Below are 25,446 nucleotides of genomic sequence, written 5' to 3' on the forward strand. Positions count from 1 at the left end.
TATGTGCGGAATATACGGTTCAACTATACTATATAATGAAAGCGAAGTGACTTCTAAACTTAAAAGAACAAGTTTTAGAGGTCCAGATAAGCTCGATTTTAAGTATGTAAATGATAAGGTTGTTTTTGGTCATAACAGACTTGCTATTGTCGATTTAGATAAACGTTCAAACCAGCCATTTACCTATAAAAACATTCATATTGTTTTTAATGGTGAAATTTTCAACTTTAAAACATTGCGAGAAGACCTTATAAAACTAGGTTTCGAATTTCATACTACAAGTGATACAGAAGTCGTGTGTGCAGCTTATTTAGCTTATAAAGAAGATTGTGTTAGACATTTTAACGGCATGTTTGCTTTCGTTATTTATGATACAGAAACCAATACGTTTTTTGGAGCTAGAGACCGTTTAGGGCAAAAACCTTTTTATTATTATCATAACGGGAAAGATTTTGAATTTGCTAGCCAAATTTCTTCTATTCAACTCTACAATTCTAATCTAACAATTTCTGAAAAATCTATTGGGAATTATCTAGCTTGGGGAAATATTCCAGATCCTAACTCAATTTTTAATGAAGTCAAGAAGCTTAAAGCTGGTTATACTTTTAAATTTAGTTTAAACACTGGTGATTTTTCAACTAACCAATATTGGGATATAGATTATTTAGGCAACAATAAATTTAAAGGTAGTTACAACGAGGCTGTTAATGAGCTTGATGACTTGTTAACTGACGCAACATCTATACGTATGTTTGCCGATGTTCCTGTTGGTGTATTTTTATCTGGCGGAATAGATTCATCGCTAATTGCAGCATTAGCAGCTAAATCGTCTTCAAATAAAATTAAAACCTTTTCGGTGAAATTTGATGAAAAAGGATTTGATGAGAGTATATATGCTAAAAAAGTTGCGACACATTTACAAACCGAACATCATGAAATACATTGCAATTCTGATGAAGGTATTGATTTAATTCACAATTTTTCTAAATACTATGATGAGCCTTTTGCCGATTCATCTGCAATTCCATCTATGTTACTATCAAAACACACCAGAAAGCATGTTACAGTAGCTTTATCTGGTGATGCTGGAGACGAAAATTATATTGGCTATAGCAGATATCAGAATAATTTTGGTAAACGTCTTTTTAAACTACCTCTACCCTTGCGATCTATAACAGGGCAAGCATTAAGCACACTACCAAATTATAAAATGAATGTAGTTGGGAAAGCTTTAAAACTTAAAGATGTTGAAACCTATTACCTTAATTCACTAATTGGCATAGATCACGATTGGTTTGATAAAAACAGTGATGTTTTCGATTTTCCTGAGCGAAAATATTTATTTCATGATAAAAAAGATATTTATGAGCGTATGTCTAATTTCGACCTCAAAACATATCTTAATTGGGATATAAACACAAAAGTTGACAGAGCATCTATGGCATTTTCATTAGAAGCACGTTCTCCAATAATGGACTATCGTGCTGTAGAATTTGCAAACTCATTACCATCAAACTTTAAGATGGAAAACGGAAACCAAAAACGCATCTTAAAAGACATCCTTTTTAAGTATGTCCCTGAAGCGTATTTTAATAGACCAAAAGCTGGTTTTACAATGCCATTTTCTGAATGGTTTAGAGACAATCTTAAAGATTATGTTTTAGAAGAATTAAGCCCTTCTGAATTGAAAAATATACCACTTATCAACCAAACAGAAGTTACAAAAAGAATACAACAACATATGGATGGAAGCTGGAACAGATATCCATTAATTTGGAAACTTTTAGTACTTAAGCAATGGTTAAATACTAATGGAAAAAACTATAGTATAAAATAAATGAACAACAAAAAGATAAATATCACATTTATACTTCCTTCATTAGCTGCTGGTGGAGCCGAAAGAGTTATGTCTTTTGTAGCTCAAAACATTGATAAATCTAAATTTAATACCACACTTTTAGTCACAGATTTTGAGAAAAATGCTGTATATAAAATTGACAATGTTAATACCATATTTTTAAATAAAAACAGAGTTTTAAAGGCTATTCCTGCATTGTTCAAATACATTATAAAACAAAAACCAGATATTGTTATTAGCGCAATAGGTCACCTAAACACAGTTATGGCTTATATCTCGGTTTTTGCTCCTAAAACAAAGTTTATATCCAGAGAGGTAAATATTTTAAGTGTATTGGAAAATTACAGCACAAAAAGTAATCCCATAGGTTCATATATTAGTAAACGTAGGTTTAACTATTTTGATAAAATTGTGTGTCAGTCTTTAGACATGAAAGCCGATTTATTATCAAACTACAACGTAAATGAAAACAAGCTTGTAGTGGTAAATAATCCTATTACAGATAATTTTTATTATGACGAATCCGCTAGAACGAAAAGCAATACTATCCGTTTTATAACAGTTGCTCGATTAAAAAAACAAAAAGGACACGAACGAATTATACAAGCACTAAAAAAAATAGATTTCCCTTTCCACTATACTATAATTGGTGATGGACCAGAGAGAGATACCATTTTCAACCTAGTAAAAGAAGCCAATTTAACAGACAATATAACTCATGTTAAAAGCACTACAGAAGTATATAAATACCTAAATGAAAATGATGTGTACTTACAAGCAGCTTACATTGAAGGCTTCCCAAATGCAGTTATAGAAAGCTCTGCAGTTGGCACACCAATACTAGCATTTAATGCTCCAGGTGGAATTAATGAAATTATAGAAGAAGGCACTAATGGCTTTATTGTTGATAACGAAAATGATTTTATAAATCGTTTAAATGAAATCAATAAAAACTATCCTTTTAAGCCTGAAAAAGTAAGTGATTGTGTAATGAAAAAATATAGCAAAGAAATTATTATCAAAAAATATGAAGATGTATTTTTGAGCTTGATGAATTAGAAGAATGATTAATAAAACTAACAAACCTAAATTAAGTATACTTACCATAGACTTTGGAATGGGTGGAACTGAACGTTTCATTAGCCTTTTATTACCTGAATTGGTAAAAGATTTTGAGGTTACACTTGTTATATTTTATAATTATATTCATTTTGATATTCCTAAAGAAGTCAATCTAATCATCTTAAAACCAGATACTAAAAAATCAAAATCATATATATTTAAACTCAAAAATTTCACTAACCTTTTTATTCAATACAAGAGATTTATTAAAAAGGAAGGAATTGACATTTCATTCTCTCTATTACCAATACCCAACATTATAAACAGTTTTGTAGCTATTGGCAATAAAAAAGTTAGAACAGTTATTAGTGAGCGTTGCTATCCTTCATTAATGTATAAAGGAAGTCGTCTACAAATGTTTTTAGCAAAAGTATTCTTCCCCTTATTATATAACAGAACTAATGTATTGTTTTCTAATTCTGAATATATAAATAAAGATTTAAAAGAAAATTTTGGCGTAAAAATTCCAACAAAAGTTATCTATAATCCTATCACAACAAACGAAAACGAAAAAATAGATTCTGAAACTATAAAAGGTAGCAAAACACTAAACATTATTAATGCAGGCACAATTTATAGTGCCAAAAACCAAAAGCTAATTCTTGAAGCAATGGGCTTATCGCCTTCAGGAGAGTTTAAATTAACTATTCTTGGTAATGGTGAACTAAAGGAAGATTTGATTACATTATCAGAGCAATTAAACATTTCAAATCACTTAATTTTAGAAGGCAAAGTGAGTAATGTAAAAGAGTACCTTCTTAATAGTGATTGCTTTGTGTTATCATCAAATACAGAAGGTTTTCCTAATGTATTATTAGAAGCCTTGTCTGTTGGGTTACCTTCAATTTCAACCAATTGTTTATCAGGACCTCAAGAAATGTTAAATGATAATGAGGCAGTTACAATAGAATCAGGTGATTTTTATAAGGCTAAATATGGAATTTTGGTTAATGTAGATGATAAAGAAGGCCTAAATAAGGCTATGCTTTATCTTAAAAATAATCCTGAAGAACGTCAACGCTATAGTCAACTTGGCTTTGAAAGAGCTAAAACTTACGGTTTACCAAAGATTTATGAACAAGTTAAAAGCTTATTAAACAATTAAATACCATGTGCGGAATTAATGGTGTAATATATAAAACAAAAACAGACAACACTGCTGTAAGACAACAACTTACAGTAATGAATGATTTAATTGTTCATCGTGGCTCAGATATTAAAAAATTATCAAAACTCATTTATAATTAGTTTAGGAAAATTAAAAATTCATATGAAAAAAAAAATAAATTTATCTATTCTTTGTATCAGTCTTTCAAAAGGAGGTACTGAACGTGTGATTGCTAATTTTTGCAAGTATTTAATTTATGATTTTAATGTAACTTTAGTTATGCTAGCAAATAATATTGAATATAAAATTCCTAAAGACTTAAATGTAGTTATGTTTGGAGAACAAAATTTATTAAAACATACTTCTACTTTTCATAAGTTAAAATATTTATTTAATTTTATTAGAAATTATAATCGAGTTATTAAAAATAATAAAATAGAAGTTTCAATTTCGTTTCTAGCTCTACCAAACATTATTAATAGTATTATTAAATTACTTAATCCAAAAATCAAAACAATTATTAGTGAACGTTGTTATCCTTCTTTAATGTATTCTTCAAGTAAGTCATCAATGAGGCTCGCTAAAATATTTTATCCTCTTTTTTACAATTATAATAATGCTTTATTTTCTAATTCTATTCATATTAATAGAGACTTAACTGAACAATTTAACGTTAGCATAAAAAAAAGTGTTATTTACAATCCCATAGAAATTTCAGAATTTAATCAGTTTTGTAACTTTAAAGTTAGTGATAAATTTAAAGTTATAAATGTGGCAAGTTTTAGTCTCTCTAAAAATCAACAATTACTTTTAAATGTACTTTATAAATTAGATTCTAAATTTAGCCTAACACTGTTAGGTGATGGCATTTACAGACAAAAGATTCAAAACTATATTAAAACTAATAATTTAGATAAGCGAGTCAATTTAGTAGGAGTAGTAAATAACGTCAACGATTATTTATTGAAGCATCATTGCTTTGTATTGTCCTCGAATAATGAGGGTTTTCCAAATGCACTACTTGAAGCTATGGCTATAGGCGTTCCTGTTATATCTACCAATTGTATGTCAGGTCCATTAGAATTATTAAACGACAATATTCCTGTAATAATTAAAAAAGGAGAATTTATAGAAGCAAAATATGGCTTATTAATTAATCCTGACGATTTATTTGCTCTTCATAAAGCGTTATTATACTATTCTGAAAATGAAAAATTAAGAAAGTATTACAGCAATAAAGCATTTATAAAAGCAAAAGAATATAGTTTACCTAAAGTATACGAAGATTTAAAAGTTTTAATAAATAAAACTCATTAATTTTATGTGCGGAATTAATGGTGTAATATATAAAACAAAAACAGACAACACTGCTGTAAGACAACAACTTACAGTAATGAATGATTTAATTGTTCATCGTGGTCCTGATGCTGATGGTGCTTTTTCAAAAAGTACTGATTCTTACGCTGTTGGAATGGCTATGCGTCGTTTATCTATTATTGATTTGAGCACAGGAAACCAACCAATGTACTCTAATGACAACTCCGTTGCAATTGTTTTTAATGGCGAAATCTATAATTTTAAAATCATTCGTGAAGAGCTAGAACAACAAGGTGTAAGCTTTACAACTCATAGTGATACTGAAGTGATTTTAAAACTTTATGAAACTTTTGGAACAGATGGTTTTAGTAAACTAGACGGAATGTTTGGTTTTAGTATATATGATTATAATAAAGGTAAAGTATTTATAGCTCGAGACTTTTTTGGCGAAAAACCTTTGTATTATACTAATAGTGGAAATCAGTTTTATTGGGCATCAGAATTAAAATCAATAATAAAAAGCCTTACAACTAAGCCAGATATATGTAGAGAAGGATTAAATCTTTTTTTTAGGCTTACATATATTCCTGCACCTTACACAATTTATGAAGGTATTAATAAGCTAGAGCCAAATAATTATATAGAATATGATTTAAAAACATTTGAGTTTAAAATCAATTCGATTTATGATACTACTCCTCTGCCAAAATCAAGATTATCATTTGAGGCAGCAAAAAAAGAAGTAAAAAATAAAGTATACAAAAGTGTTGAAAGCCGTTCAATTTCAGATGTTCCATTAGGTACATTCCTTTCAGGAGGAGTAGATTCATCAGTCGTATCTTATTGTTTAGCTGATATGAGCGACAGCAAAATTGATACATTTTCTATTGGTTTTGAAAAAGCTTCGTATGATGAAACAGATAAATCTCGTGTTGTTGCAAAGCTTATTAATAGTAACCATCATGAGTTTGTTATAAGCGAATCAGATTTAAAACATAATATCGACGACATACTTTTTAACTTTGACGAGCCTTTTGCAGATTCGTCATCACTCCCAACCTATTTGGTATCAAACAAAACTAAAGCACACGTAAAAGTAGCTTTAACTGGAGATGGTGGTGATGAAGTTTTTGGAGGTTATAACAAGTATTATATTGGGAAAATTAATAGTCGTTATACAAGTTTTGTACCAGAATTTGCACATAATCAAGTTAATAAAATAGCTTCAAATTTACTCAAACGAAAAGATGACAATAGAGGTATTAAGTATAAGTTAAACAAGATGTTAAATGCTATAGATTATAGTGATGGCTACTATTGGGATATTATCTCTTTAGGTTTTGAAACTAACGACATCAATACCCTTTTGAGTCCAGAATATCAAAAGCCAAACATCTTTAATTATTACAAAGAAAAGACAAATATATCGAGCCCAAAATCTTTAAACGATTTCAGAACTATTGACAGACATTTAAGTCTTGAAGGTGATATGCTTGTAAAAGTTGACAGGACAAGCATGCTCAACTCACTAGAATGTAGAGCGCCATTTTTAAACAGAGAGCTGTTTGAATTTACAATGAGTTTACCAGAGAACTATCTTCTAAAAAAATGGAGCAAAAAGCACATTCTAAAAGAATCATTTAAAGATGTATTTCCAAGTGGCTTTTTAGAAAAGTCTAAACAAGGATTTGGAGTTCCTGTTGGCGACTGGCTTCGCCAAGGTTTAAAACAAGAACTTTTAGGCTATATAGACTCTGCTTTCTTGATAAAACAAAATATTTTTAGTGTACAAGCTATTATTGAGTTAGTAGATAATCATTTAACAGGAAAAAAGGATAATACTTTTAAAGTTTGGGCATTTTTCTGTTTTCAAAAGTGGTATACAAAAACATATAAACTATAGTGTTTTGAAAAAACTAATCCGCATAACTACTGTTCCTTCCTCTTTAAGAACCCTCTTAAAGGGACAGCACAGATTTATGAATCAACATTACAAAGTGATTGGTATTTCTAGTAGTGGTAAAGAACTTGAGGAAGTAAAAAACGATGAAGGCATTGAAACCTATATAGTTGAAATGACACGCTCAATTACACCTATTAAAGATTTAAAAGCTGCTTACAAACTTTACAAATTCTTCAAAAAAGAAAAGCCTTTTATTGTACATACACATACACCAAAAGCAGGTACTGTTGGTATGTTGGCAGCAAAATTGGCAGGCGTTCCTCACAGATTACATACTATTGCAGGTTTACCATTATTAGAAGCTAGAGGTGCTAAACGAAAATTATTAGACACAGTAGAAACCTTTACTTATGCTTGTGCTACACAAATTTTACCAAATTCTTATGGATTAGAATCCATTATTTTACAAAATAAATACACCAACCCTTCAAAACTTAAAGTAATTGGCAAAGGAAGTTCAAACGGTATTGATGTAGCACATTACGATTCAAAATTAGTTTCAGAGCAAACAAAAACAGATTTAAAGAAAGAGTTACATATTTCTGACACAGATGTTGTATTTATTTTTATTGGCAGAATGGTTAAAGACAAAGGCTTAAACGAACTTGTTTCTGCTTTTGATAAGCTTTCAAAATCAAATAAAAATTACAAACTTATTTTAGTTGGTCCTCATGAAAATCATTTAGATCCATTATTGCCAGAAACCGAAAAACTAATAGAACACAATAAGCAAATACTTGCTGTTGGCATGCAAAAAGATATTAGACCTTATGTAGCCATTTCACACGTATTAACTTTCCCAAGCTATCGTGAAGGATTTCCTAATGTTGTCTTGCAAGCTAGTTGTATGAATTTACCTTGCATTGTATCAGATATTAATGGATGCAATGAAATAATTGAGCACAATGTAAACGGATTGATTATTCCTGTAAAAAGTGAAACAGCTATACAAGATGCTATGCAGTTTATGATAGATAATCCTGATAAACGAACAGAAATGGCAAATCAGTCTCGAGTGAGAATTGTTGAACGTTACCAACAAGAATATATTTGGAATAAACTATTAAAACTTTATAAAAGCCTTGAATAAATGAAGATTTACAGTCATTTTTTTAAACGATTTTTCGATTTAATATTAGCATCAATTGGCTTTATTATCTTACTGCCTTTGTTTTTAATTGTTTGGTGTGTATTACTTATAAAAAACAACGGAAAAGCATTTTTTTATCAAGAAAGACCTGGTAAAAACGAACGTGTATTTAGAATTATAAAGTTCAAAACCATGAATGATAAAACTGATGAACATGGAGAATTGCTTCCGCCATCAGATCGATTGACTAGAACAGGGAATTTTGTTAGAAAATATTCACTTGATGAAATTCCGCAGTTATTAAACGTTATTAAAGGTGATATGAGTTTAATTGGACCAAGACCATTACGCATAAGATATTTACCTCGTTATAACGATTTTCAAAAACAGCGACACAATATAAGGCCAGGAATTACAGGTTGGGCTCAAGTAAATGGCAGAAATGCAATTAGTTGGGAGCAAAAATTTGAGTTTGATGTGTGGTATGTAAAAAATATATCGCTACTTTTAGATATTAAAATTATTTTTTTAACCTTTTATACAGTTTTTAAAAAAGACGGGGTTTCTAGTATTGATAATGATATTGTACCAGATTTTATGGGAACGCATACTAAAAACGAAAACAGATGAGCACCAATATGTTATTCACATGCGTAGGACGCCGTAACTATTTGATTAATTACTTTAAAGAAGCATTAAATAATCAAGGCAAAATATTTGCTTCAGATGTTGATGTTAATGCTCCCGCAATGATAGATGCTGATGTGGCTCTTGTCGTTCCAAATATCTATGACGCTAGCTATATACCAACGATTATAAATTTAATCAAGACACATAATATTAACGCAGTAATATCTTTAAATGATTTTGAATTACCAATACTTTCAAAACATAAAAAATCGATAGAAACTCAAACTGGAGCAAAAATTATTATTTCTAGCGAAGCTGTGATTGATTTAGCCTTTGATAAACTGAAAACAGCTAATTTTCTAAAAAACATTGGACTTAATACTCCAAAAACATTCGATAGTCTAGAATTAGCGATATCAGAGATAAAAAAAGAAAACCTAACATTTCCATTAGTTGTAAAGGATCGCTGGGGAAGTGCATCAATGAATATTAATTATGCCGAAAATATTGAAGAACTGGAATTGATATACAAGTATTTGTATTTAAGACTAAAAAACTCAACCAATGCCTTAGCAAATAAAGATGAAACTAACATTCCTTTAATAATTCAAGAAAAAATAATTGGAAAAGAATACGGAATAGACATATTAAATGATTTTGAAGGCAACTATGTTGGAACATTTGTTAGAGAAAAATTAAATATGCGATCTGGTGAAACAGACCGAGCGGTATCTGTAATAGATGAAAAATTTAATGATTTAGGTAAAATCATTTCAACACACTTAAAACATTATGGCAATTTAGATTGTGATGTGTTTGTTAGTAATAATAAAATTTACGTACTCGAACTAAACCCAAGATTTGGTGGTGGTTATCCATTTTCACATGAGGCTGGGATTAATATAGCTGCTATATATATAGAATGGATAAATAATAGAATTAACATTTCTAAATTTAATAATTATAAAAGCGAGGTTATGTATTCTAAATGTGATAGAATGTTAAAAAATTCAAGATAAATAGATAATAAAAATGGCTCCATATAAAAACATATTAAAACCAATTTTTGATTTCGTTATTGCGATAATTAGTTTAATTATTAGCTCCCCAATATTCATTACACTTATTATCATTTTAGTTATCGTTAATAACGGAAAACCTTTCTTTTTTCAAAAAAGAGCTGGCAAAAATGGTAAGACTTTTAGTATCATAAAGATAAAAACAATGAATGACAAAAAGGACATACACGGAAAATTGTTGCCATTCAATGAGAGAGTTACAAAAATAGGTGCATTTATTCGCAAATATTCGCTTGATGAAATCCCTCAACTTATTAATATCATTAAAGGAGATATGAGTTTAATTGGCCCAAGACCTTTGCATCCAGAATATTTACCTTTATACAACAAAGTACAAGCTAGGCGACATGAAGTGATGCCAGGAATTACTGGATGGGCACAAGTAAATGGGCGAAACACAATAAGTTGGGAACAAAAATTCAATCACGATGTTTGGTATGTTGACAATCAATCATTTGTATTGGATATAAAAATTTTGTTTTTGACCTTCTATAAAGTTATTAAAAAGAAAGATATTAATAATTCTGTCAGTGCTAATATGCCTGCATTTAAAGGAGCAGATGTTGAATAAAGAAATTGGATCAAGTTTTTATTTACTGGATGATTGCGATAATGAATTAATAGCATTAAAGCAAAACAAGATACCTATGTCGTTTGATAAATTCACTATTTATCATACAGGTAGAAATGCATATCTAGCATTATTAAAGGAAATTTCAAATAAGCAAAAAATAAATAAAATCTGGTTACCAAGTTATTTTTGCCACAATGTGATAAACAATATTTCAAATAATTTTAATAATGTTGACTTTTACTATATAAACCCCTTCAGATTAAATGCCAAGCTTAATATTGAGCAATTTGCCAATCAAGAGGATGTTGTAATTTTAAATAACTTTTGGGGATTAACTACTTATTCTTATAACCTAAACCCAAATGATAAACCTATTATAATTGAAGACCATTCTCACGGATGGTTAAGCAAACAATGCATCAAAAGCAAAGCCGATTATTGTATTAGTTCTATTCGTAAAACCTACCCAATCCCTTTAGGAGGAATCACTTGGCAACCTAACTCAAATTTCCCCCTCAACTTTTATGAAAACACAACTGATAAATTTGCTATAAAAGCCTGGGAAAAGCTTAATGAATCAATGTCGCAAAAGAGAAACTTTATAAAGGGTAACTCTGAAAATTTTAATAAAATTTATTTATCGCTTTTAGAAGAAGGTGAATCATTCGTTTCCAAATCAAATTCATATACAAAACCAAATGATTCTATCACAAACTATATAAAACATTTCATCGATTTAGATCCTAACATTTGTAAAAAAAACAATTTACAATATGTATATAAACATTTAAAACAGTCTGACCATTTTAAGGTCATTAAACGAAGAGGATACATAGCATTTGGGCTTTTATTAGTATTTAAAGATGAAAATCTATTTTATTCATTTAAATCTTATATGATTTTAAACAACATATATCCAGCAAATTTATGGCCTCAAAATGATTTAAAAAGTAATTGGAAACATCTTTTCAACATACACGTAGATTTTAGGTATAGTTTAGATGATATGAAATTTATAGTAGAAACCATCAATAATTGGAATCAAAAAAATTATGGACAGAGTAACTAAACAAGCAAATAATCCTTACCAATATAAGCGAAAACTCACGTCTTTCAATAGAGCAAGAGATGCGTGGAGCTCTATAATAGAGAAGTTTATAAAGCAAAATACAGATGCTACTGTCATTCTACCTGCATATATTGGATGGTCAAAAAACGAAGGTAGTGGAATTTTTGATCCAGTAGACAATACTAACATTCCATTCGCATTTTATGGCTTAAACAAACATTTGCAAATTGATTTTGAAGACTTCAAAAAAAAAGTCAAGACAAATACCAACCCAATTGTTTTATTAGTTCATTATTTTGGGTTTCCAGACTCTAACTATGATGAAATTGCTAATTGGTTAGATGAAGAGAATGTGTTTTATGTAGAAGATTCTGCACATGCAATGCTTACCGATTTAATTGGTGGAATTTGTGGCAGAAAAGCTGCTTACAATTTATTTGCACTCCATAAAATATTGCCATTAGAGACAGGCGGCTTATTAGTCGACAACCTAAAACAGAATCTCGAAATAGGCAGAAATCCTTCAAGCCTAACTAATACCCATAGTCTTGAATACGATTTCAAATCAATTTATGATAAAAGAATAACTAACTATAAACTTCTAATAAATCACCTAAAAGACATTAATGGAATAACTATTCTGTACCCAGAGTTGAAAGAAGGTGTTTGTCCACAAACTTTACCTGTTTTAATTCATGACACTAATAGAGATGCTATTTATTTTGAAATGAACAAAAGAGGATTCGGATTTGTGAGTTTATATCATACTATGATAGAGCAGTTAGAAAATTCGACCTTCGAATCAGCAATTTACACATCAAAACATATAATTAACCTTCCTGTCCATCAAGACTGTGAAGAGGCTGATTTAGTTGATATGATTAAAAATTTTAAACTAGTATTAAACAACGGTTAGATGCAATTAAAAATTTTAGATTTAAGCAATACTAATGATGTTCATCTTTATAATGAAGTATATAACTCCATTAAAGAGAAAATACCTTATTACAGAGCTGAATTTATTGATACTTTTTCTTTAGGATTAAAAAACACCTACTCTTTTTTATTTAGCGATGGTTCTAACCACATGATCATAATGCCATTTCATCTTCGTGAAATTGAGTATCATGACACTACAAAATATTATGATGTAATATCAACTTATGGTTATAGTGGTCCATTATTTAATGACACTGTCACTGATACAAGCATAAAACAATTTTGGAGCAAAGTTGATGAATGGTATGCCCAAAATAATATTGTTTCAGAATTTATTCGATTCAATTTAGGTAACAATCATTTATATTATTCTGGCACTTGTAATCCAACATTATTAAATATAAAAGGAAATCTTTTAGAGCCAAATACTCAATGGGAAAATTATGATAGAAAAGTTAGAAAAAATGTAAATAAAGCTATTAAACATGGTTTAAGAATTGACATTTATTATAGAAATATAACTCCTATTATATTCGAACATTTTTATAATATCTACATTGAAACTATGGATAGAGCAAATGCTTCTAAAGAATATTATTTTTCAAAACAAAAAATTGAATCTTTCATTGGCTCTCTTAAAGATAATTGTGCAATAGCAATTGCGTATAAAGAATCAACACCTATAGCATCAGAATTAGTGTTATTATCAAAATCAAATATGTATTCCTTTTTAGGAGGTACGCGATCAGATTATTTTAAGTTACGCCCCAACGATTTACTAAAAGATAAGTTAATTAATTGGGCTTATACCAATGGGTTCAAGCACTATATTTTAGGTGGTGGCTATGGAAGTAATGATGGAATTTATAATTTCAAGAAAACATTTTTTCCAAATGATGTAGCAATATTTTATACAGGTAGAAAAATAGTTAACAAGAACATTTATAACCAGCTTTCCAATATAACAGAAGAAACACCAAATACTAATGATACTTTTTTTCCTTTATACAGGAAATGAAATTAATATTATACTTTTGTTTAAAACTACGAACCACTTAAATACAGCCCTATTATGATTAACGACGGACATCTAGTAATCTCTTTAGACTTTGAACTTCATTGGGGAGTTTTTGATGTGCGAACCGTTGAAAGCTATAAAAACAACTTATTGCAAGTACGACCAGTGATTACCAGAATGATAGGGTTAGCTGACGCTTATGATGTTAAATTAACATTCTCAACTGTTGGCTTTTTATTTGCTGAAAACAAAGAAGAACTTAAAAAATACCTACCTAAAAACAAGCCTACCTATAAAAACCAAAAATTATCACCTTACCCTCTACTCGACTCAATAGCTGATACTGAAAATGAAGACCCATTTCATTATGCAAAATCGGTTATCAATGAGATTAAACAAAATGGAAATCATGAAATTGGCACTCATACTTTTAGTCATTATTATTGTCACGGATTGGGACAAACCGTTGAACAGTTTGAAGACGATTTAAATTCAGCAATTGCAATAGCAAAAGAAATGGATATTACTCTAGAGAGTATTGTGTTTCCAAGAAATATGATAAATTCAGACGACCCTATTGACAAACCATATATAGATGTTTGCTATAAAAAAGGAATCAAATCATTTAGAGGCAAAAAAAAAGCGTATATGTATAATGTTCACTCAACAAAATTTTATCACAGTTGGTATATTTTTAAATTATTAAGGATTACTGATGCTTATTTGAATGTTTCAGGAATCAACACTTATAGAGTAGAAAAATTCTATAAAAAAAATAAGATACTCAATTTACCTGCTTCCATTTTACTTCGAAATTACTCAAGCCTATTATCGTTTCTAGAGCCATTAAAGATCAAACGAATTAAGAGAGGTATGAAATATGCCGCTAGACACAATGAGATGTTCCATATTTGGTTTCATCCTCATAACTTTGGCACTCATACAGACAAAAACTTCAAAAATTTAGAAATGATTTTTAAACACTACAAAGAGCTAAACAAAAAATACGGCTTTAAAAGTGAAACAATGACTGGGCTTACTAACAAAATAACAGCTAAACATTAACTAAATACATTAACGACAAAAACTGTTTTTGGTCGTGTTTATTTGGTTGTTCTTGTCTAATTAGCTGATATTTAATCAAAATTTATCTGTTTTAAATGTATTGCATTCACATATTTAGTAACTTTAATATGTGTTTATTATAGAATTAATAGTTAGGTTTTATGTCCCAAGCTCCCTCACTAGACATGAAAATTGAATAGTAATAAACTTACTTAATAGTAACTTATGAATACTAAAATATGGTTATCTTCTCCACACATGAGTGGTAAAGAGCAGCAATATATAGACGATGCTTTTAAATCTAACTGGATTGCTCCTTTAGGGCCAAATGTAACTGGTTTTGAAAGCGACATTCAAAGTTATTTAGGAGAAGGTAGTAATGTAGCTGTATTAAGCTCTGGAACAGCAGCCATACATTTAGGATTGGTTTTACTAGGCGTTGCAAAAGGTGATGAAGTTATTTGTCAAAGTAAAACATTTTCTGCATCTGCAAACCCAATAGCATATTTAGGTGCAACTCCTATTTTTGTTGATAGCGAAAGCGACACATGGAATATTTGTCCTGAACAGCTAGAAATAGCAATAAAAGACCGAATAGCAAAAGGCAAAAAACCTAAAGCAATTATTGCAGTTCATCTATACGGAATGCCTTATAAAGTGTCTGAAATTAATCGTGTTGCAGAGACTTACAACATTCCTGTATTGGAAGATAGTGCCGAAGCGCTTGGTAGCACATATAGCAATGAAAAATGTGGTACATTTGGTACAATATCCATTTTGTCATTTAATGGTAACAAAATCATTACCACTTCTGGTGGTGGAGCTTTAGTTACTAAAGACAAAAGTATAAAAGATAAAGCCGTGTTTCTTGCCACGCAAGCTAGAGATAATGCTGTAGAGTATTTGCATTCTCAAATTGGTTATAATTACAGAATGTCTAATGTTATAGCAGGAATTGGTAGAGGGCAAATGCAAGTTATAGACAATCGAGTTGAGTTAAGACGACAAAACTATAATTTTTATGAGAGCCATTTAAAGAACATAAATGAGATTACTTTTTTAAGTGAGCCTAAAGGGCACTTTTCTAACAGATGGCTGTCTTGTATTTTAACTAATTCTGAAAAAACAAGAGAAGGATTAAGAATTGCTTTAGAGAAAGAAAACATTGAAAGTAGACCACTTTGGAAACCAATGCATCAGCAACCAGTATTTTTGGAATGTCCAAAATATTTAAACGGTGTATCTGATGACTTATTTAAAAAAGGATTATGTTTACCTAGTGGCTCTAACCTAACTGATAATGAGAAAAATAGAGTTTTATCAACTATACAAGCCTACTTTGATAACTAATGATTGAAATACTACATAAAATATCGCAAAAGTATGCATCTAAATGGCTTATAATGCTATTAGACTTACTTGTTGTGCTTTTTACTTTTTTTATAGCGTATCTCATTCGTTTTAACTTTAGTATTGATTTCGATATAAAACTTTTACTTAATCAACTTCCGTTTGTAGCATTAGCAGCATTTATTAGTTTTTTAAGTGTAGGTTCTCACAAAGGTGTTGTTCGTTTTACAGGTTATAAAGACATAATCAATATTATTATTGGTGTTAATATACTGGCAACAATACTGATTATTTCTACATTTTTGAGTAGAAAATTAAATTTCGATGACGTTTTTAATATTTCAGGGTCAATAATTTATATACACTTATTATTAAATATTCTTTTTCTCACTGGGTTTAAATTATTTATTAAATCGTTGTATAATAACTTAATGCAAGACTTTAAAACTACCAAAAGAGTATTAATTTTTGGCGCTGGTAATGCAGGAATGATTACCTACGACGCTATTAATAATGACTCAAAAAACGGTTATGAGGTTATTGGTTTTATTGATGATAATGAGCAAAAAGTTGGCAAAAAAATCAACCTATTAAAGGTTTATAGTCTTGATAAGATAAATAAGAAATTTGTAACAAATAATGACGTAGAAGAGGTTATTATTTCGGTTCAAAACATTGAATCGTCCAGATTATTACAAATTACAGGGCAATTATTTGCACTTGGCTTAAAAGTAAAAATTGTACCTCCTGTTCAACATTGGATTGATGGTGATTTAAGCTTAGGCCAGATTAAAGAAGTAAATATAGAAGATTTACTAGGCAGACAGCAAATCTCAATTAAAAACAGCGCATTGATTGATGAGTACGATAATCAAATTATATTCATTACAGGTGCAGCTGGATCTATTGGAAGCGAATTAGCACGTAAAGTTTCAGAATATCGTTACAAAAAACTAATACTTATTGATTCAGCTGAATCTTCACTTTACAATATAGAGCAAGAATTTAACCGAAACGGAAAAGTAAATTTTGATGCCATTGTTGGCGATATTAGAGATCATAACAGAATGGAACAGTTGTTTGACTTATACAAACCAAAAATTGTATTCCATGCTGCAGCCTATAAGCATGTTCCGTTAATGGAAAACAACCCATATGAAGCTGTAAGTGTTAATGTTATTGGCACCAAAAACATTGCAAGTTTATCAGTAAAATACAATGTAAATAAGTTTGTATTTATATCAACTGATAAAGCTGTAAACCCAACAAATGTAATGGGAGCAACTAAACGCGTAGCTGAACTTTATGTTAACTGCTTACAAGGGCAAAGACAAACAAAGTTTATTACCACTCGATTTGGAAATGTACTTGGTTCAAATGGTTCAGTAATACCTTTATTTAAAAAGCAAATTGAAAATGGTGGACCTTTAACCGTTACTCATAAAGATATTACACGCTATTTTATGACAATCCCAGAAGCTTGTCAATTAGTACTGGAAGCAGCAACTATGGGTAATGGTGGAGAAATTTTTGTGTTTGATATGGGAAAAACAGTTAAAATATTCGATTTGGCTGTAAACATGATAATCTTATCAGGTTTAAGATATCCTGAAGATATAGACATAAAAATAACAGGATTGCGACCTGGAGAGAAAATATATGAGGAGTTGTTGGCTGATGGTGAAAACACTAAACCAACATATCATGAAAAAATAATGATTGCTAAAACAAAGCAACTAGATATTAACGACATTGAACTTAAAATAGAAAGATTATGCTCTGCTAACATAAAAATGCAAAATTTGGAAATAGTATCTTTAATGAAGGAAATTATACCAGAGTATGTGTCAAATAATTCTAAATATGAAGTTTTAGATTCTTAAAATAATTTAACCTAACTAAAAATAAAATGACTACAAAAATTCAACCAAATAAGCTTATAAATGCATTTGCATTTTTGTCAATATTAATAATAACATCTTGTGGCACAAGAAAAGATCTTGTTTATTTTCAAGATGAAGTTCTTACTGAGGCTGATTTAAATTATACTCAAGATTCTGAATTAACTTTTATGGTTGGTGATTTGTTAACTATAGATGTATCAGCATTAGACCCAGAAGTAGTTAAACCATTTAACCTACCTCCTGTTTCTTACAATTCTACTGTAATTAGCGCTCAAGGTACATTAAGAATGCAAACTTATTTAATAGATAATAATGGTAATATTGAGTTTCCAGTTCTTGGAACAATAAAAATGGAAGGATTAACTCGCTCTGGAGCTAATGATTATTTAAAAGAGCAGCTATTAGAGTATGTTAAAAATCCTATAGTAAATATACGACTTGCAAACTTTACTATCACAGTTCTTGGAGAGGTAAATAAACCAGGAACATATACAATACAAGATGAAAGAGTATCACTTACAGAAGCATTAGGTTTAGCTGGTGATTTAACTATTTATGGAAAAAGAGATAATGTGTTTTTAATAAGAGAAAGAGATGGTAAAAAACAATACACCAAATTCGATTTAACATCTATAAGAGTTTTACAATCGCCTAATTATTATTTAGCTCAAAACGATGTTATTTATGTTGAGCCAAATAAAGCAAGAATTAGACAATCGTCTTACAACCAAAACAATGGTGTAATCATATCAGCTGTGGCAACTCTAGCTACAATTGCTGCTATTTTGATAAAATAATATTCTATAATCCAAAATGAAACAACAGGCCCAAGAATCAAATAGTGAATTAAGAGAAAAATTAGATTTATTCATTTCTAAATGGAAGCTAATTTTAGTATGTGTAATACTGGCTTTTATTTTAGCATTTTTGTATTTAAGATATGCAACTTACGAATACCAAGCTACAGCATCAATCAAAATTAATAATGATAAGAATAGTAGTAAGCTACCAGAAATATCATCACTAGAAACTTATGGTCTATTTTCTTCCGATTTCAGTAATATTACTGACGAAATGGAAGTTATTAAATCTAGAACTCTCTTAAGAAAAGTTGTAGAAGAACTTGATTTAAATATTAAATATATTGTTAGAGGGCGTATTAAAGAAGTAGAAGATTATTTAAACCCTCCTATTAGTATAAATTTTCTTGCGAACGATTCAATAATAAATAAAATAGACACAACACTGTATGTTAAAATACTTACTCCTACAAAGTTTAGCTTAACAAGTACAGAGAGTAACGAACTTTTAAATTTAGAAGCAGACGACGCAAGAGTTTATGCTTTTGGTGATAAAATAAAAACTGGTTTTGGAAATATTATTTTCACTCCTAATATTGAAAAAGACTCAGTTAAAGTTGGTGCCAGTATAAAAGTTGTAATGAGCTCTGTAGATAGAGTTGTTGAAGGTTATCAAGCTAAAATAAATGTGTCTAATAACATTGGTTCAGACATTATAAGTATTTCAGTTAATGAAAATCTAAAGGATAAAGCAAGTTTAATTTTAGATAAAATAATTGAAAAATATAATGAAGATGTCATCAATGACAAACAATTAATTGTTCAGGCGACATCAGATTTTATTTCCAATAGGCTACAACTTGTATCAAAAGAATTAGAAGAGGTCGATTTTACTGCTGAAACACTTCAAAAGAGTAATAGATTAACTGCTTTAGCATCTCAATCAAATATCTTTTTAGAAAGTGAAAGAGAAAATGAAACAAAGCTTATTAATACTGCAAATCAAATTCAGTTAATTGATTATGTAAAAGAACAAATTACTAGCAATAATAAAGAATCTGATATTTTACCAGCAGATATTGGTATTGCTGATAATTCTGTTTCTCAACTTACAAAAAGCCATAACGAGTTAGTGTTGCAAAGAGATAGAATTTTAAAAAATTCGAGCGAAAAAAACCCAACAGTAATAAACCTAAACAATCAAATTAATGCGTTAAAATCTAGCTTGGTATCTAGTTTAGATAATATGAGATCTACAAGTAAAATTACTTTGGATGCTTTAAGCCAAGAAGACGAACGCATTAGAGGTCAAATTTATTCGGCTCCTGGTAAAGAACGTCAGTTTAGAGATATTAAACGTCAGCAAGATATTAAAGAGTCATTGTATTTATATTTATTACAAAAGCGTGAAGAAACAGCAATACAATTAGGGCTATCATCTCCTAATGCGAAAATTATTGACAAAGCTTATACTTCAGCTATTCCAATAAGCCCTAAACGTTTATTTGTGTATTTAGCAGCACTTATTTTTGGAATTATGATTCCGTCGATGTTTATTTATCTATCTAGTATTTTAGATACAAAAATTCATAATAAAAACGATTTAGCGAAAGTTTTAACAATACCTTTCTTAGGAGATATTCCAAAATCAGACCCTAAACGAAGACTTATAAAAAAGGTAGATTATTCACCAAAAGCTGAAGCATTTAGAATAATAAGATCTAATATAGATTTTATTTTAAAAGGCAATAAAAAGAAGTGCAAAACACTTTTTGTAACGTCAACAAAAGCACAAGAAGGAAAATCACATACATCAATAAATCTAGCATCATCTTTAGCGTATTCTGAAAAAAGAGTTTTACTTATTGAAACTGATATTAGAGTACCAAAAGTAAATGAGTATCTAGAGATTAAAGCAGATAAAGGTTTAACAGATTATATATCTGACCCAGACCTAACTATAGATGATGTTACTACTTCTGTAAGCACTAATAAGTTTTTAAAGATAATTCCATCAGGCACTATTCCACCAAATCCTGCTGAATTATTAATGAATGATCGTGTTAGTACGCTTTTTGATGTAGCACAAGACGATTATGACTATATAGTTGTTGATACTGCTGCTGTTGGCTTGGTTACTGATACTTTACTAATTAGTAATTATGCAGATTTGTTTATTTATGTGGTTAGCGCAAATAATGTTGATAAACGACAATTACATATTGCACAAACGCTTTACGATGAAAACAGATTACCACATATGACTATTTTATTAAATGGAACTAATGATAAATCTAGAGGTTATGGCTATGGTTATGGAAACAATCCTCACAAAAAGAAAAAGAAATGGTGGCAATTTTATAAAAAATAGAAAACGCTATTAAATACAATAAGAAAAAGATTCTTTTCCTACTTCTGGAAAAGAATCTTTTTCTTTAAATGCTTTAGTTTTACATACATAGTATTTACGTTCTTATCTCGTAAATACTGCTTAAACTTTAATAAGTTAGACAAACTTTTTCCAATTAAAACAGCCTTTAACGATTTAGAATCATAAATTATATGGTGCTCATAGGTATATTCTCTATTCGACCAACGTCTTTTATAATCTACTTCACCTTTAGAGAAGTCTAATTCTGAAATACCATTTTGTAAAGACCAATCAAAAAGTTTATAAACTTCGTAATTACCAATGTTATATTTATAATACTCAATATCAAAAGTTCTTATTGCAACTACTACAATATGATCATATACATAGTTAATCGACATGGCAATTGGCTTGCTTTCATCATAAATTACGTTAAAAACAACTTTTTTTTCCAGAATCAAATCATAAATCAATTCTTCATAAAAACTCCAAATTGGCAATACTGTATTATGCTCGTTTCGTTGATCAAAACGCTTAAAAAGTAGCTCTTTAAGAGTTTGCATGTCGTTTTTATACTCCTCTTTAGAAATCGAACCGAAATATACTTTTTGTGAAATATTAAAACTAGACTCTATTTGTCTTACTCGACCTTTAAATCTGCTTTTGCTTTTAGACCCAAAACAAGACTGCAACACATCTTCCAAGCTTTCAAATTCATCTAAATTAGAAGACAAGCCTTTGTACTGTTTTATTTTATTAACCTTAATATTTGATGAATTATCATAGTTTTCAGTCGAAAAATAGTCAGGAACATCATAAACAACTACAACTCTACCCTTTAAATCGTCAGCTTTTAAATCTAGCTGATATGTCATGCCATTAGTTAAGTTTCTCCCTATATTTTCATAATAAGGTAACTTACTGTGCTTAACAAATTTAACACCTTTAACAGAACCAAAAGTAGTGGCTTCTGCACCATTACTAAAGTGCTTTAACCAGATAGTTTCGTAGGTTTTTGATGCAAAAGGGTTGTTTAACATATCTTTTTTTGATTGATTTAAAATTACAACTTACGTCGTGCTTTTTCTTGTTTTAGTAAATTAAGCTCTCTACTTGTTTGTCCAGCAACTGAAGTATTCTCTTCTGCTCGTCTAATTAAATAAGGCATAACATCTTTAACAGGTCCAAAAGGCACATATTTAGCAACATTATAACCGTTGGCAGCTAAGTTAAAACTTATATGATCACTCATGCCATATAATTGCCCAAACCATACTCTGTTATCACTTTTAGAAATATTCAGCTTATTCATCAACTCCATTGCCAAATAACAACTTTCTTCGTTATGAGTTCCTATAAAAAGTGAGATTTCATTTAAATTCTTTAAAATGTAATCTAATGTTTCATTGAAGTTAATATCTGTCGCCTCTTTTGTTACACATATTGGAGACTCATAGCCTTTATCTTCAGATCTTTCGCGCTCTTTTTCCATGTAAGCACCTCTAACTATTTTAAGACCTATTTTAAAACCATCACGCTTTGCACGTTCATGCAACTGTTTTAAATACTCTAATCTCCCACACCTGTAAAGTTGCAAGGTGTTATATACAATAGGAATATCTTTATTATACAAACGCATCATATCTTCACACAAATCGTCTGCAGCATCTTGCATCCAACTTTCTTCAGCATCAATCAATATTTCAACATCTTTCTCTTTAGCCAACTTACACACTGTATTAAAACGTGCTACTACTCTATTCCACTCTTGTGTTTCTTCGTCACTAAAAGGTTTTCCTTCGCCTTTTTTCTGATAGAGATGAAAACGTCCAAAACCTGTAGGCTTAAAAACCACAATTGGCATAGCTTCCTTTTCATCAGAAAAATTAATGATTTTTACAATTTTTTGCATTGCATCATCAAAACTCTGCTCTTCTTCCTTTCCTTCTACCGAAAAGTCTAGTACTGAGCATACACCTTTAGTGTACATTTTGTCAATAACATTAATACAATCGTCTTCGTTTACACCTCCACAAAAGTGATCAAACACAGTAGAACGTATTAAACCTTCAACAGGTAAATGCGCTTTAAGTGCAAAATTTGTAGCAGCAGTGCCAATTCTAACTAAAGGTTGATGAGATATCATCTTAAACAAAAAGTAAGCTCTTTCAAGCTCTGAGTCGCTTTTTAATTGAAAAGCAACTTCGGTATTATCAAAAAGTCGTTTTGTAGTCATTGTTAAAAATAATAACAAAAATAAATATTCATAGGCTATTATTTTAGTAAAAACTGCTTATTTTCATTGTCTGTAAAAAGGAACGTTAGATACATGAAGTCAATACACACAAAATCATATTCAATTCACTTTAATTCAAACTGTTATACTGAGTTAAACAGCTATTTAGATGCACATCATTTTTCGAAAATATTCATATTAGTAGACACCAATACGCATAATTATTGTTTATCTGGTTTTATGTCAAATCTAAATACTGCCACTCCAATAGAGGTTATTGAAATTGAATCTGGTGAAGAAAACAAAACTATCGACACTTGTGTTGGTGTATGGAATGCTTTATCAGAACTTGGTGCAGACCGAAAAAGCTTAATGATAAATCTTGGTGGTGGAGTTGTAACCGATTTGGGTGGTTTTGTTGCATGCACTTTTAAACGTGGTATAAAATACATAAACGTTCCAACTTCACTTCTAGCCATGGTTGATGCTTCTGTTGGCGGAAAAACTGGTGTCGATTTAGGTGCTTTAAAAAATCAGATTGGTGTTATAAATTCAGGTGACATGGTGTTGATTGACACAGCATTTTTAGACACTTTGCCTCAAAATCATTTAAAGTCTGGATTTGCGGAAATGTTAAAACATGGTTTAATATACAACTTAAAGTACTGGAATAAGTTAATTGACTTATCTAAACTAACAATGAACGATTTAGACGAACTTATTTACGAATCTGTAATCATAAAAAAAGACATAGTAACTAAAGACCCTTTAGAAACCAACGAGCGTAAACACCTTAATTTTGGTCACACTTTAGGTCACGCTATTGAATCTTACTTTTTAAGTGAAGACAACAAAGAAGAGCTACTACATGGCGAAGCTATAGCTATTGGAATGATTTTAGAGTGCTATTTATCTGCTGAATTATTAAAATTTCCAAAAGAAGATTTAGAACATATAAATCTGGTTATCAAAAAGATGTTTAGAACAGTTGATATAAAACCATCTGATTACGATCCAATTATAGAGCTTTTAAAATATGATAAGAAGAACGAACATGGTAATATCAATTTTGTTTTATTAGAAGCTATTGGAAAACCTAAAATTGATTGCATTGTAGACAACGAACTCATATTTAAAGCCTTTGAGTACTATAAAAATAATTTAGAGCTTGAAAATAATTAAAAATATAGTGTACATTAGTAAAATAAATAAATCTAAAAAAACCTTAAATTCATCAAAATGAAAACAATAAAACACCTTACAATTTTATTACTCCTATTAGTTTCAACTAGTACTATAAGCCAAACGTTAAACAAAGGTTTTGTTAAATACGAAATGATTAGTGATGATGAAGATATGGCTATGATTGGAGCCATAACAATGATTAATTATTTTGATGAAAATCAATCTGCAGTTGAAATTAACATGATGGGTGGATTAATGATAACAAAAGTGTACACTAAATATTCAAACCCAAATGACTTAATAATGACCATGGATGCTATGGGTCAGAAATATGAAATAACCGAAATTAAAGATAAAGATGCCACAGGTAATGCTTTTGGACAACTAGATAATATTGAGTCTGTTAAATACGACAAAAAAGACACAAAAGAAATTTCTGGGTATAAATGCCATAAAGCAGAAATAAAATATAGTGATGGAAAAACTGCTGTGTTTTATATCACTAATAAAATTAACCAAAAGGCAATGCAAAATCCTAATCAAAAAGTACAGCTTGAAGGATACCCTTTAGAAATGGAAATTACTTCTGAAGAAGGCATTGTAAAAATAATAGCTACAGAGGTTTCAAAAAATCTTCCTTCAGGTAGTTTTATTGTGCCATCTGGTTTTGAAAAGGTAACTATGGAAGAATTTCAACAAAAAATGGGTGGATAACCTGTTTTTCTGTGATTAGCTGTGTGAAATCTGCTATAATTTTCAGTACTAAAT

The 25,446-nt window shown here is 29.8% G+C and carries 22 protein-coding genes; 20 read left to right on the forward strand and 2 right to left on the reverse strand.

Annotation, left to right across the window (positions count from 1 at the left end):
• Position 1 precedes the first annotated feature (1 nt).
• From asnB (IEW41_RS07835) to IEW41_RS07920, 18 genes are all read left to right on the forward strand, one after another.
• On the forward strand, positions 2-1,837 hold the full coding sequence (asnB, locus tag IEW41_RS07835) for an asparagine synthase (glutamine-hydrolyzing) (protein ID WP_188605789.1): 1,836 nt from the start codon (positions 2-4) through the stop codon (positions 1,835-1,837).
• Positions 1,838-2,917 carry a glycosyltransferase gene (locus IEW41_RS07840; protein WP_188605790.1) on the forward strand — a complete coding sequence of 360 codons (1,080 nt, stop codon included), beginning with the start codon at positions 1,838-1,840 and terminating at the stop codon, positions 2,915-2,917.
• A gap of 4 nt (positions 2,918-2,921) precedes the next feature.
• On the forward strand, positions 2,922-4,085 hold the full coding sequence (locus tag IEW41_RS07845; protein WP_188605791.1) for a glycosyltransferase: 1,164 nt from the start codon (positions 2,922-2,924) through the stop codon (positions 4,083-4,085).
• A gap of 5 nt (positions 4,086-4,090) precedes the next feature.
• On the forward strand, positions 4,091-4,228 hold the full coding sequence (locus IEW41_RS07850) for a hypothetical protein (protein WP_188605792.1): 138 nt from the start codon (positions 4,091-4,093) through the stop codon (positions 4,226-4,228).
• A gap of 22 nt (positions 4,229-4,250) precedes the next feature.
• Complete coding sequence (locus tag IEW41_RS07855; protein WP_188605793.1) at positions 4,251-5,405, forward strand: glycosyltransferase; 1,155 nt, start codon at positions 4,251-4,253, stop codon at positions 5,403-5,405.
• A 4-nt stretch (positions 5,406-5,409) separates the two neighbouring features.
• Positions 5,410-7,308 (forward strand): asparagine synthase (glutamine-hydrolyzing), encoded by a 1,899-nt coding sequence (asnB, locus tag IEW41_RS07860; protein ID WP_188605794.1) that lies wholly within the window; start codon positions 5,410-5,412, stop codon positions 7,306-7,308.
• Positions 7,309-7,312: 4 nt separating this feature from the next.
• Positions 7,313-8,458: a glycosyltransferase family 4 protein gene (locus IEW41_RS07865; protein ID WP_188605795.1), complete on the forward strand. Its 1,146-nt coding sequence runs from the start codon at positions 7,313-7,315 to the stop codon at positions 8,456-8,458.
• Between the two features lie 6 nt (positions 8,459-8,464).
• Entirely contained in the window at positions 8,465-9,088 is a 624-nt protein-coding gene (locus IEW41_RS07870; protein WP_188605995.1) for a sugar transferase, read from the forward strand.
• Positions 9,085-10,107, forward strand: a complete 1,023-nt coding sequence (locus tag IEW41_RS07875) for an ATP-grasp domain-containing protein (protein ID WP_188605796.1) — start codon at positions 9,085-9,087, stop codon at positions 10,105-10,107. The genes IEW41_RS07870 and IEW41_RS07875 overlap by 4 nt, the downstream gene beginning before the upstream one ends.
• 13 nt (positions 10,108-10,120) lie before the next feature.
• A complete protein-coding gene (locus IEW41_RS07880) occupies positions 10,121-10,738 on the forward strand; it encodes a sugar transferase (RefSeq protein WP_188605797.1) in 618 nt (205 codons plus the stop codon).
• Complete coding sequence (locus IEW41_RS07885; RefSeq protein WP_188605798.1) at positions 10,728-11,810, forward strand: hypothetical protein; 1,083 nt, start codon at positions 10,728-10,730, stop codon at positions 11,808-11,810. The genes IEW41_RS07880 and IEW41_RS07885 overlap by 11 nt, the downstream gene beginning before the upstream one ends.
• Positions 11,794-12,726 carry a DegT/DnrJ/EryC1/StrS family aminotransferase gene (locus IEW41_RS07890; protein ID WP_188605799.1) on the forward strand — a complete coding sequence of 311 codons (933 nt, stop codon included), beginning with the start codon at positions 11,794-11,796 and terminating at the stop codon, positions 12,724-12,726. The genes IEW41_RS07885 and IEW41_RS07890 overlap by 17 nt, the downstream gene beginning before the upstream one ends.
• A complete protein-coding gene (locus IEW41_RS07895; protein WP_188605800.1) occupies positions 12,727-13,767 on the forward strand; it encodes a peptidoglycan bridge formation glycyltransferase FemA/FemB family protein in 1,041 nt (346 codons plus the stop codon). It abuts the gene before it with no gap.
• Positions 13,768-13,821: 54 nt separating this feature from the next.
• Positions 13,822-14,832 carry a polysaccharide deacetylase family protein gene (locus tag IEW41_RS07900; protein ID WP_188605801.1) on the forward strand — a complete coding sequence of 337 codons (1,011 nt, stop codon included), beginning with the start codon at positions 13,822-13,824 and terminating at the stop codon, positions 14,830-14,832.
• 225 nt (positions 14,833-15,057) lie between these two features.
• Positions 15,058-16,182 (forward strand): DegT/DnrJ/EryC1/StrS family aminotransferase, encoded by a 1,125-nt coding sequence (locus tag IEW41_RS07905; protein WP_188605802.1) that lies wholly within the window; start codon positions 15,058-15,060, stop codon positions 16,180-16,182.
• Positions 16,182-18,065, forward strand: coding sequence for a polysaccharide biosynthesis protein (locus IEW41_RS07910; protein WP_188605803.1), 1,884 nt, complete (start codon positions 16,182-16,184; stop codon positions 18,063-18,065). The genes IEW41_RS07905 and IEW41_RS07910 overlap by 1 nt, the downstream gene beginning before the upstream one ends.
• Before the next feature lie 26 nt (positions 18,066-18,091).
• Positions 18,092-18,883 carry a polysaccharide biosynthesis/export family protein gene (locus IEW41_RS07915; protein WP_188605804.1) on the forward strand — a complete coding sequence of 264 codons (792 nt, stop codon included), beginning with the start codon at positions 18,092-18,094 and terminating at the stop codon, positions 18,881-18,883.
• Positions 18,884-18,899: 16 nt separating this feature from the next.
• Positions 18,900-21,257 carry a GumC family protein gene (locus IEW41_RS07920; protein ID WP_188605805.1) on the forward strand — a complete coding sequence of 786 codons (2,358 nt, stop codon included), beginning with the start codon at positions 18,900-18,902 and terminating at the stop codon, positions 21,255-21,257.
• 38 nt (positions 21,258-21,295) lie between these two features.
• Here IEW41_RS07920 and IEW41_RS07925 read toward each other — a convergent pair whose 3' ends face one another.
• Together IEW41_RS07925 and IEW41_RS07930 are read right to left on the reverse strand one after the other, a co-directional pair.
• Positions 21,296-22,297 carry a GNAT family N-acetyltransferase gene (locus IEW41_RS07925; RefSeq protein ID WP_188605806.1) on the reverse strand — a complete coding sequence of 334 codons (1,002 nt, stop codon included), beginning with the start codon at positions 22,295-22,297 and terminating at the stop codon, positions 21,296-21,298.
• A 23-nt stretch (positions 22,298-22,320) separates the two neighbouring features.
• Positions 22,321-23,493, reverse strand: a complete 1,173-nt coding sequence (locus IEW41_RS07930; RefSeq protein WP_188605807.1) for a proline dehydrogenase family protein — start codon at positions 23,491-23,493, stop codon at positions 22,321-22,323.
• 93 nt (positions 23,494-23,586) lie between these two features.
• Between IEW41_RS07930 and aroB the strand changes: the two genes are divergently transcribed.
• Positions 23,587-24,675, forward strand: a complete 1,089-nt coding sequence (aroB, locus tag IEW41_RS07935) for a 3-dehydroquinate synthase (protein WP_188605808.1) — start codon at positions 23,587-23,589, stop codon at positions 24,673-24,675.
• 57 nt (positions 24,676-24,732) lie between these two features.
• On the forward strand, positions 24,733-25,392 hold the full coding sequence (locus IEW41_RS07940) for a DUF4412 domain-containing protein (protein WP_188605809.1): 660 nt from the start codon (positions 24,733-24,735) through the stop codon (positions 25,390-25,392).
• Positions 25,393-25,446: the final 54 nt, after the last annotated feature.

The sequence above is a fragment of the Aquaticitalea lipolytica genome, from assembly GCF_014641635.1.
GTDB classification, from domain to species: domain Bacteria; phylum Bacteroidota; class Bacteroidia; order Flavobacteriales; family Flavobacteriaceae; genus Aquaticitalea; species Aquaticitalea lipolytica.

Excerpts from the sequence above, each read along its gene's own strand:
- asnB (WP_188605789.1), top strand. The coding sequence starts at position 2 with ATGTGCGGAATATACGGTTCAACTATACTATATAATGAAAGCGAAGTG.
- IEW41_RS07840 (WP_188605790.1), top strand. The coding sequence starts at position 1,838 with ATGAACAACAAAAAGATAAATATCACATTTATACTTCCTTCATTAGCT.
- IEW41_RS07845 (WP_188605791.1), top strand. The coding sequence starts at position 2,922 with ATGATTAATAAAACTAACAAACCTAAATTAAGTATACTTACCATAGAC.
- IEW41_RS07850 (WP_188605792.1), top strand. The coding sequence starts at position 4,091 with ATGTGCGGAATTAATGGTGTAATATATAAAACAAAAACAGACAACACT.
- IEW41_RS07855 (WP_188605793.1), top strand. The coding sequence starts at position 4,251 with ATGAAAAAAAAAATAAATTTATCTATTCTTTGTATCAGTCTTTCAAAA.
- asnB (WP_188605794.1), top strand. The coding sequence starts at position 5,410 with ATGTGCGGAATTAATGGTGTAATATATAAAACAAAAACAGACAACACT.
- IEW41_RS07875 (WP_188605796.1), top strand. The coding sequence starts at position 9,085 with ATGAGCACCAATATGTTATTCACATGCGTAGGACGCCGTAACTATTTG.
- IEW41_RS07880 (WP_188605797.1), top strand. The coding sequence starts at position 10,121 with ATGGCTCCATATAAAAACATATTAAAACCAATTTTTGATTTCGTTATT.
- IEW41_RS07885 (WP_188605798.1), top strand. The coding sequence starts at position 10,728 with ATGTTGAATAAAGAAATTGGATCAAGTTTTTATTTACTGGATGATTGC.
- IEW41_RS07890 (WP_188605799.1), top strand. The coding sequence starts at position 11,794 with ATGGACAGAGTAACTAAACAAGCAAATAATCCTTACCAATATAAGCGA.
- IEW41_RS07895 (WP_188605800.1), top strand. The coding sequence starts at position 12,727 with ATGCAATTAAAAATTTTAGATTTAAGCAATACTAATGATGTTCATCTT.
- IEW41_RS07900 (WP_188605801.1), top strand. The coding sequence starts at position 13,822 with ATGATTAACGACGGACATCTAGTAATCTCTTTAGACTTTGAACTTCAT.
- IEW41_RS07905 (WP_188605802.1), top strand. The coding sequence starts at position 15,058 with ATGAATACTAAAATATGGTTATCTTCTCCACACATGAGTGGTAAAGAG.
- IEW41_RS07910 (WP_188605803.1), top strand. The coding sequence starts at position 16,182 with ATGATTGAAATACTACATAAAATATCGCAAAAGTATGCATCTAAATGG.
- IEW41_RS07915 (WP_188605804.1), top strand. The coding sequence starts at position 18,092 with ATGACTACAAAAATTCAACCAAATAAGCTTATAAATGCATTTGCATTT.
- IEW41_RS07920 (WP_188605805.1), top strand. The coding sequence starts at position 18,900 with ATGAAACAACAGGCCCAAGAATCAAATAGTGAATTAAGAGAAAAATTA.
- IEW41_RS07925 (WP_188605806.1), bottom strand. The coding sequence starts at position 22,297 with ATGTTAAACAACCCTTTTGCATCAAAAACCTACGAAACTATCTGGTTA.
- IEW41_RS07930 (WP_188605807.1), bottom strand. The coding sequence starts at position 23,493 with ATGACTACAAAACGACTTTTTGATAATACCGAAGTTGCTTTTCAATTA.
- aroB (WP_188605808.1), top strand. The coding sequence starts at position 23,587 with ATGAAGTCAATACACACAAAATCATATTCAATTCACTTTAATTCAAAC.
- IEW41_RS07940 (WP_188605809.1), top strand. The coding sequence starts at position 24,733 with ATGAAAACAATAAAACACCTTACAATTTTATTACTCCTATTAGTTTCA.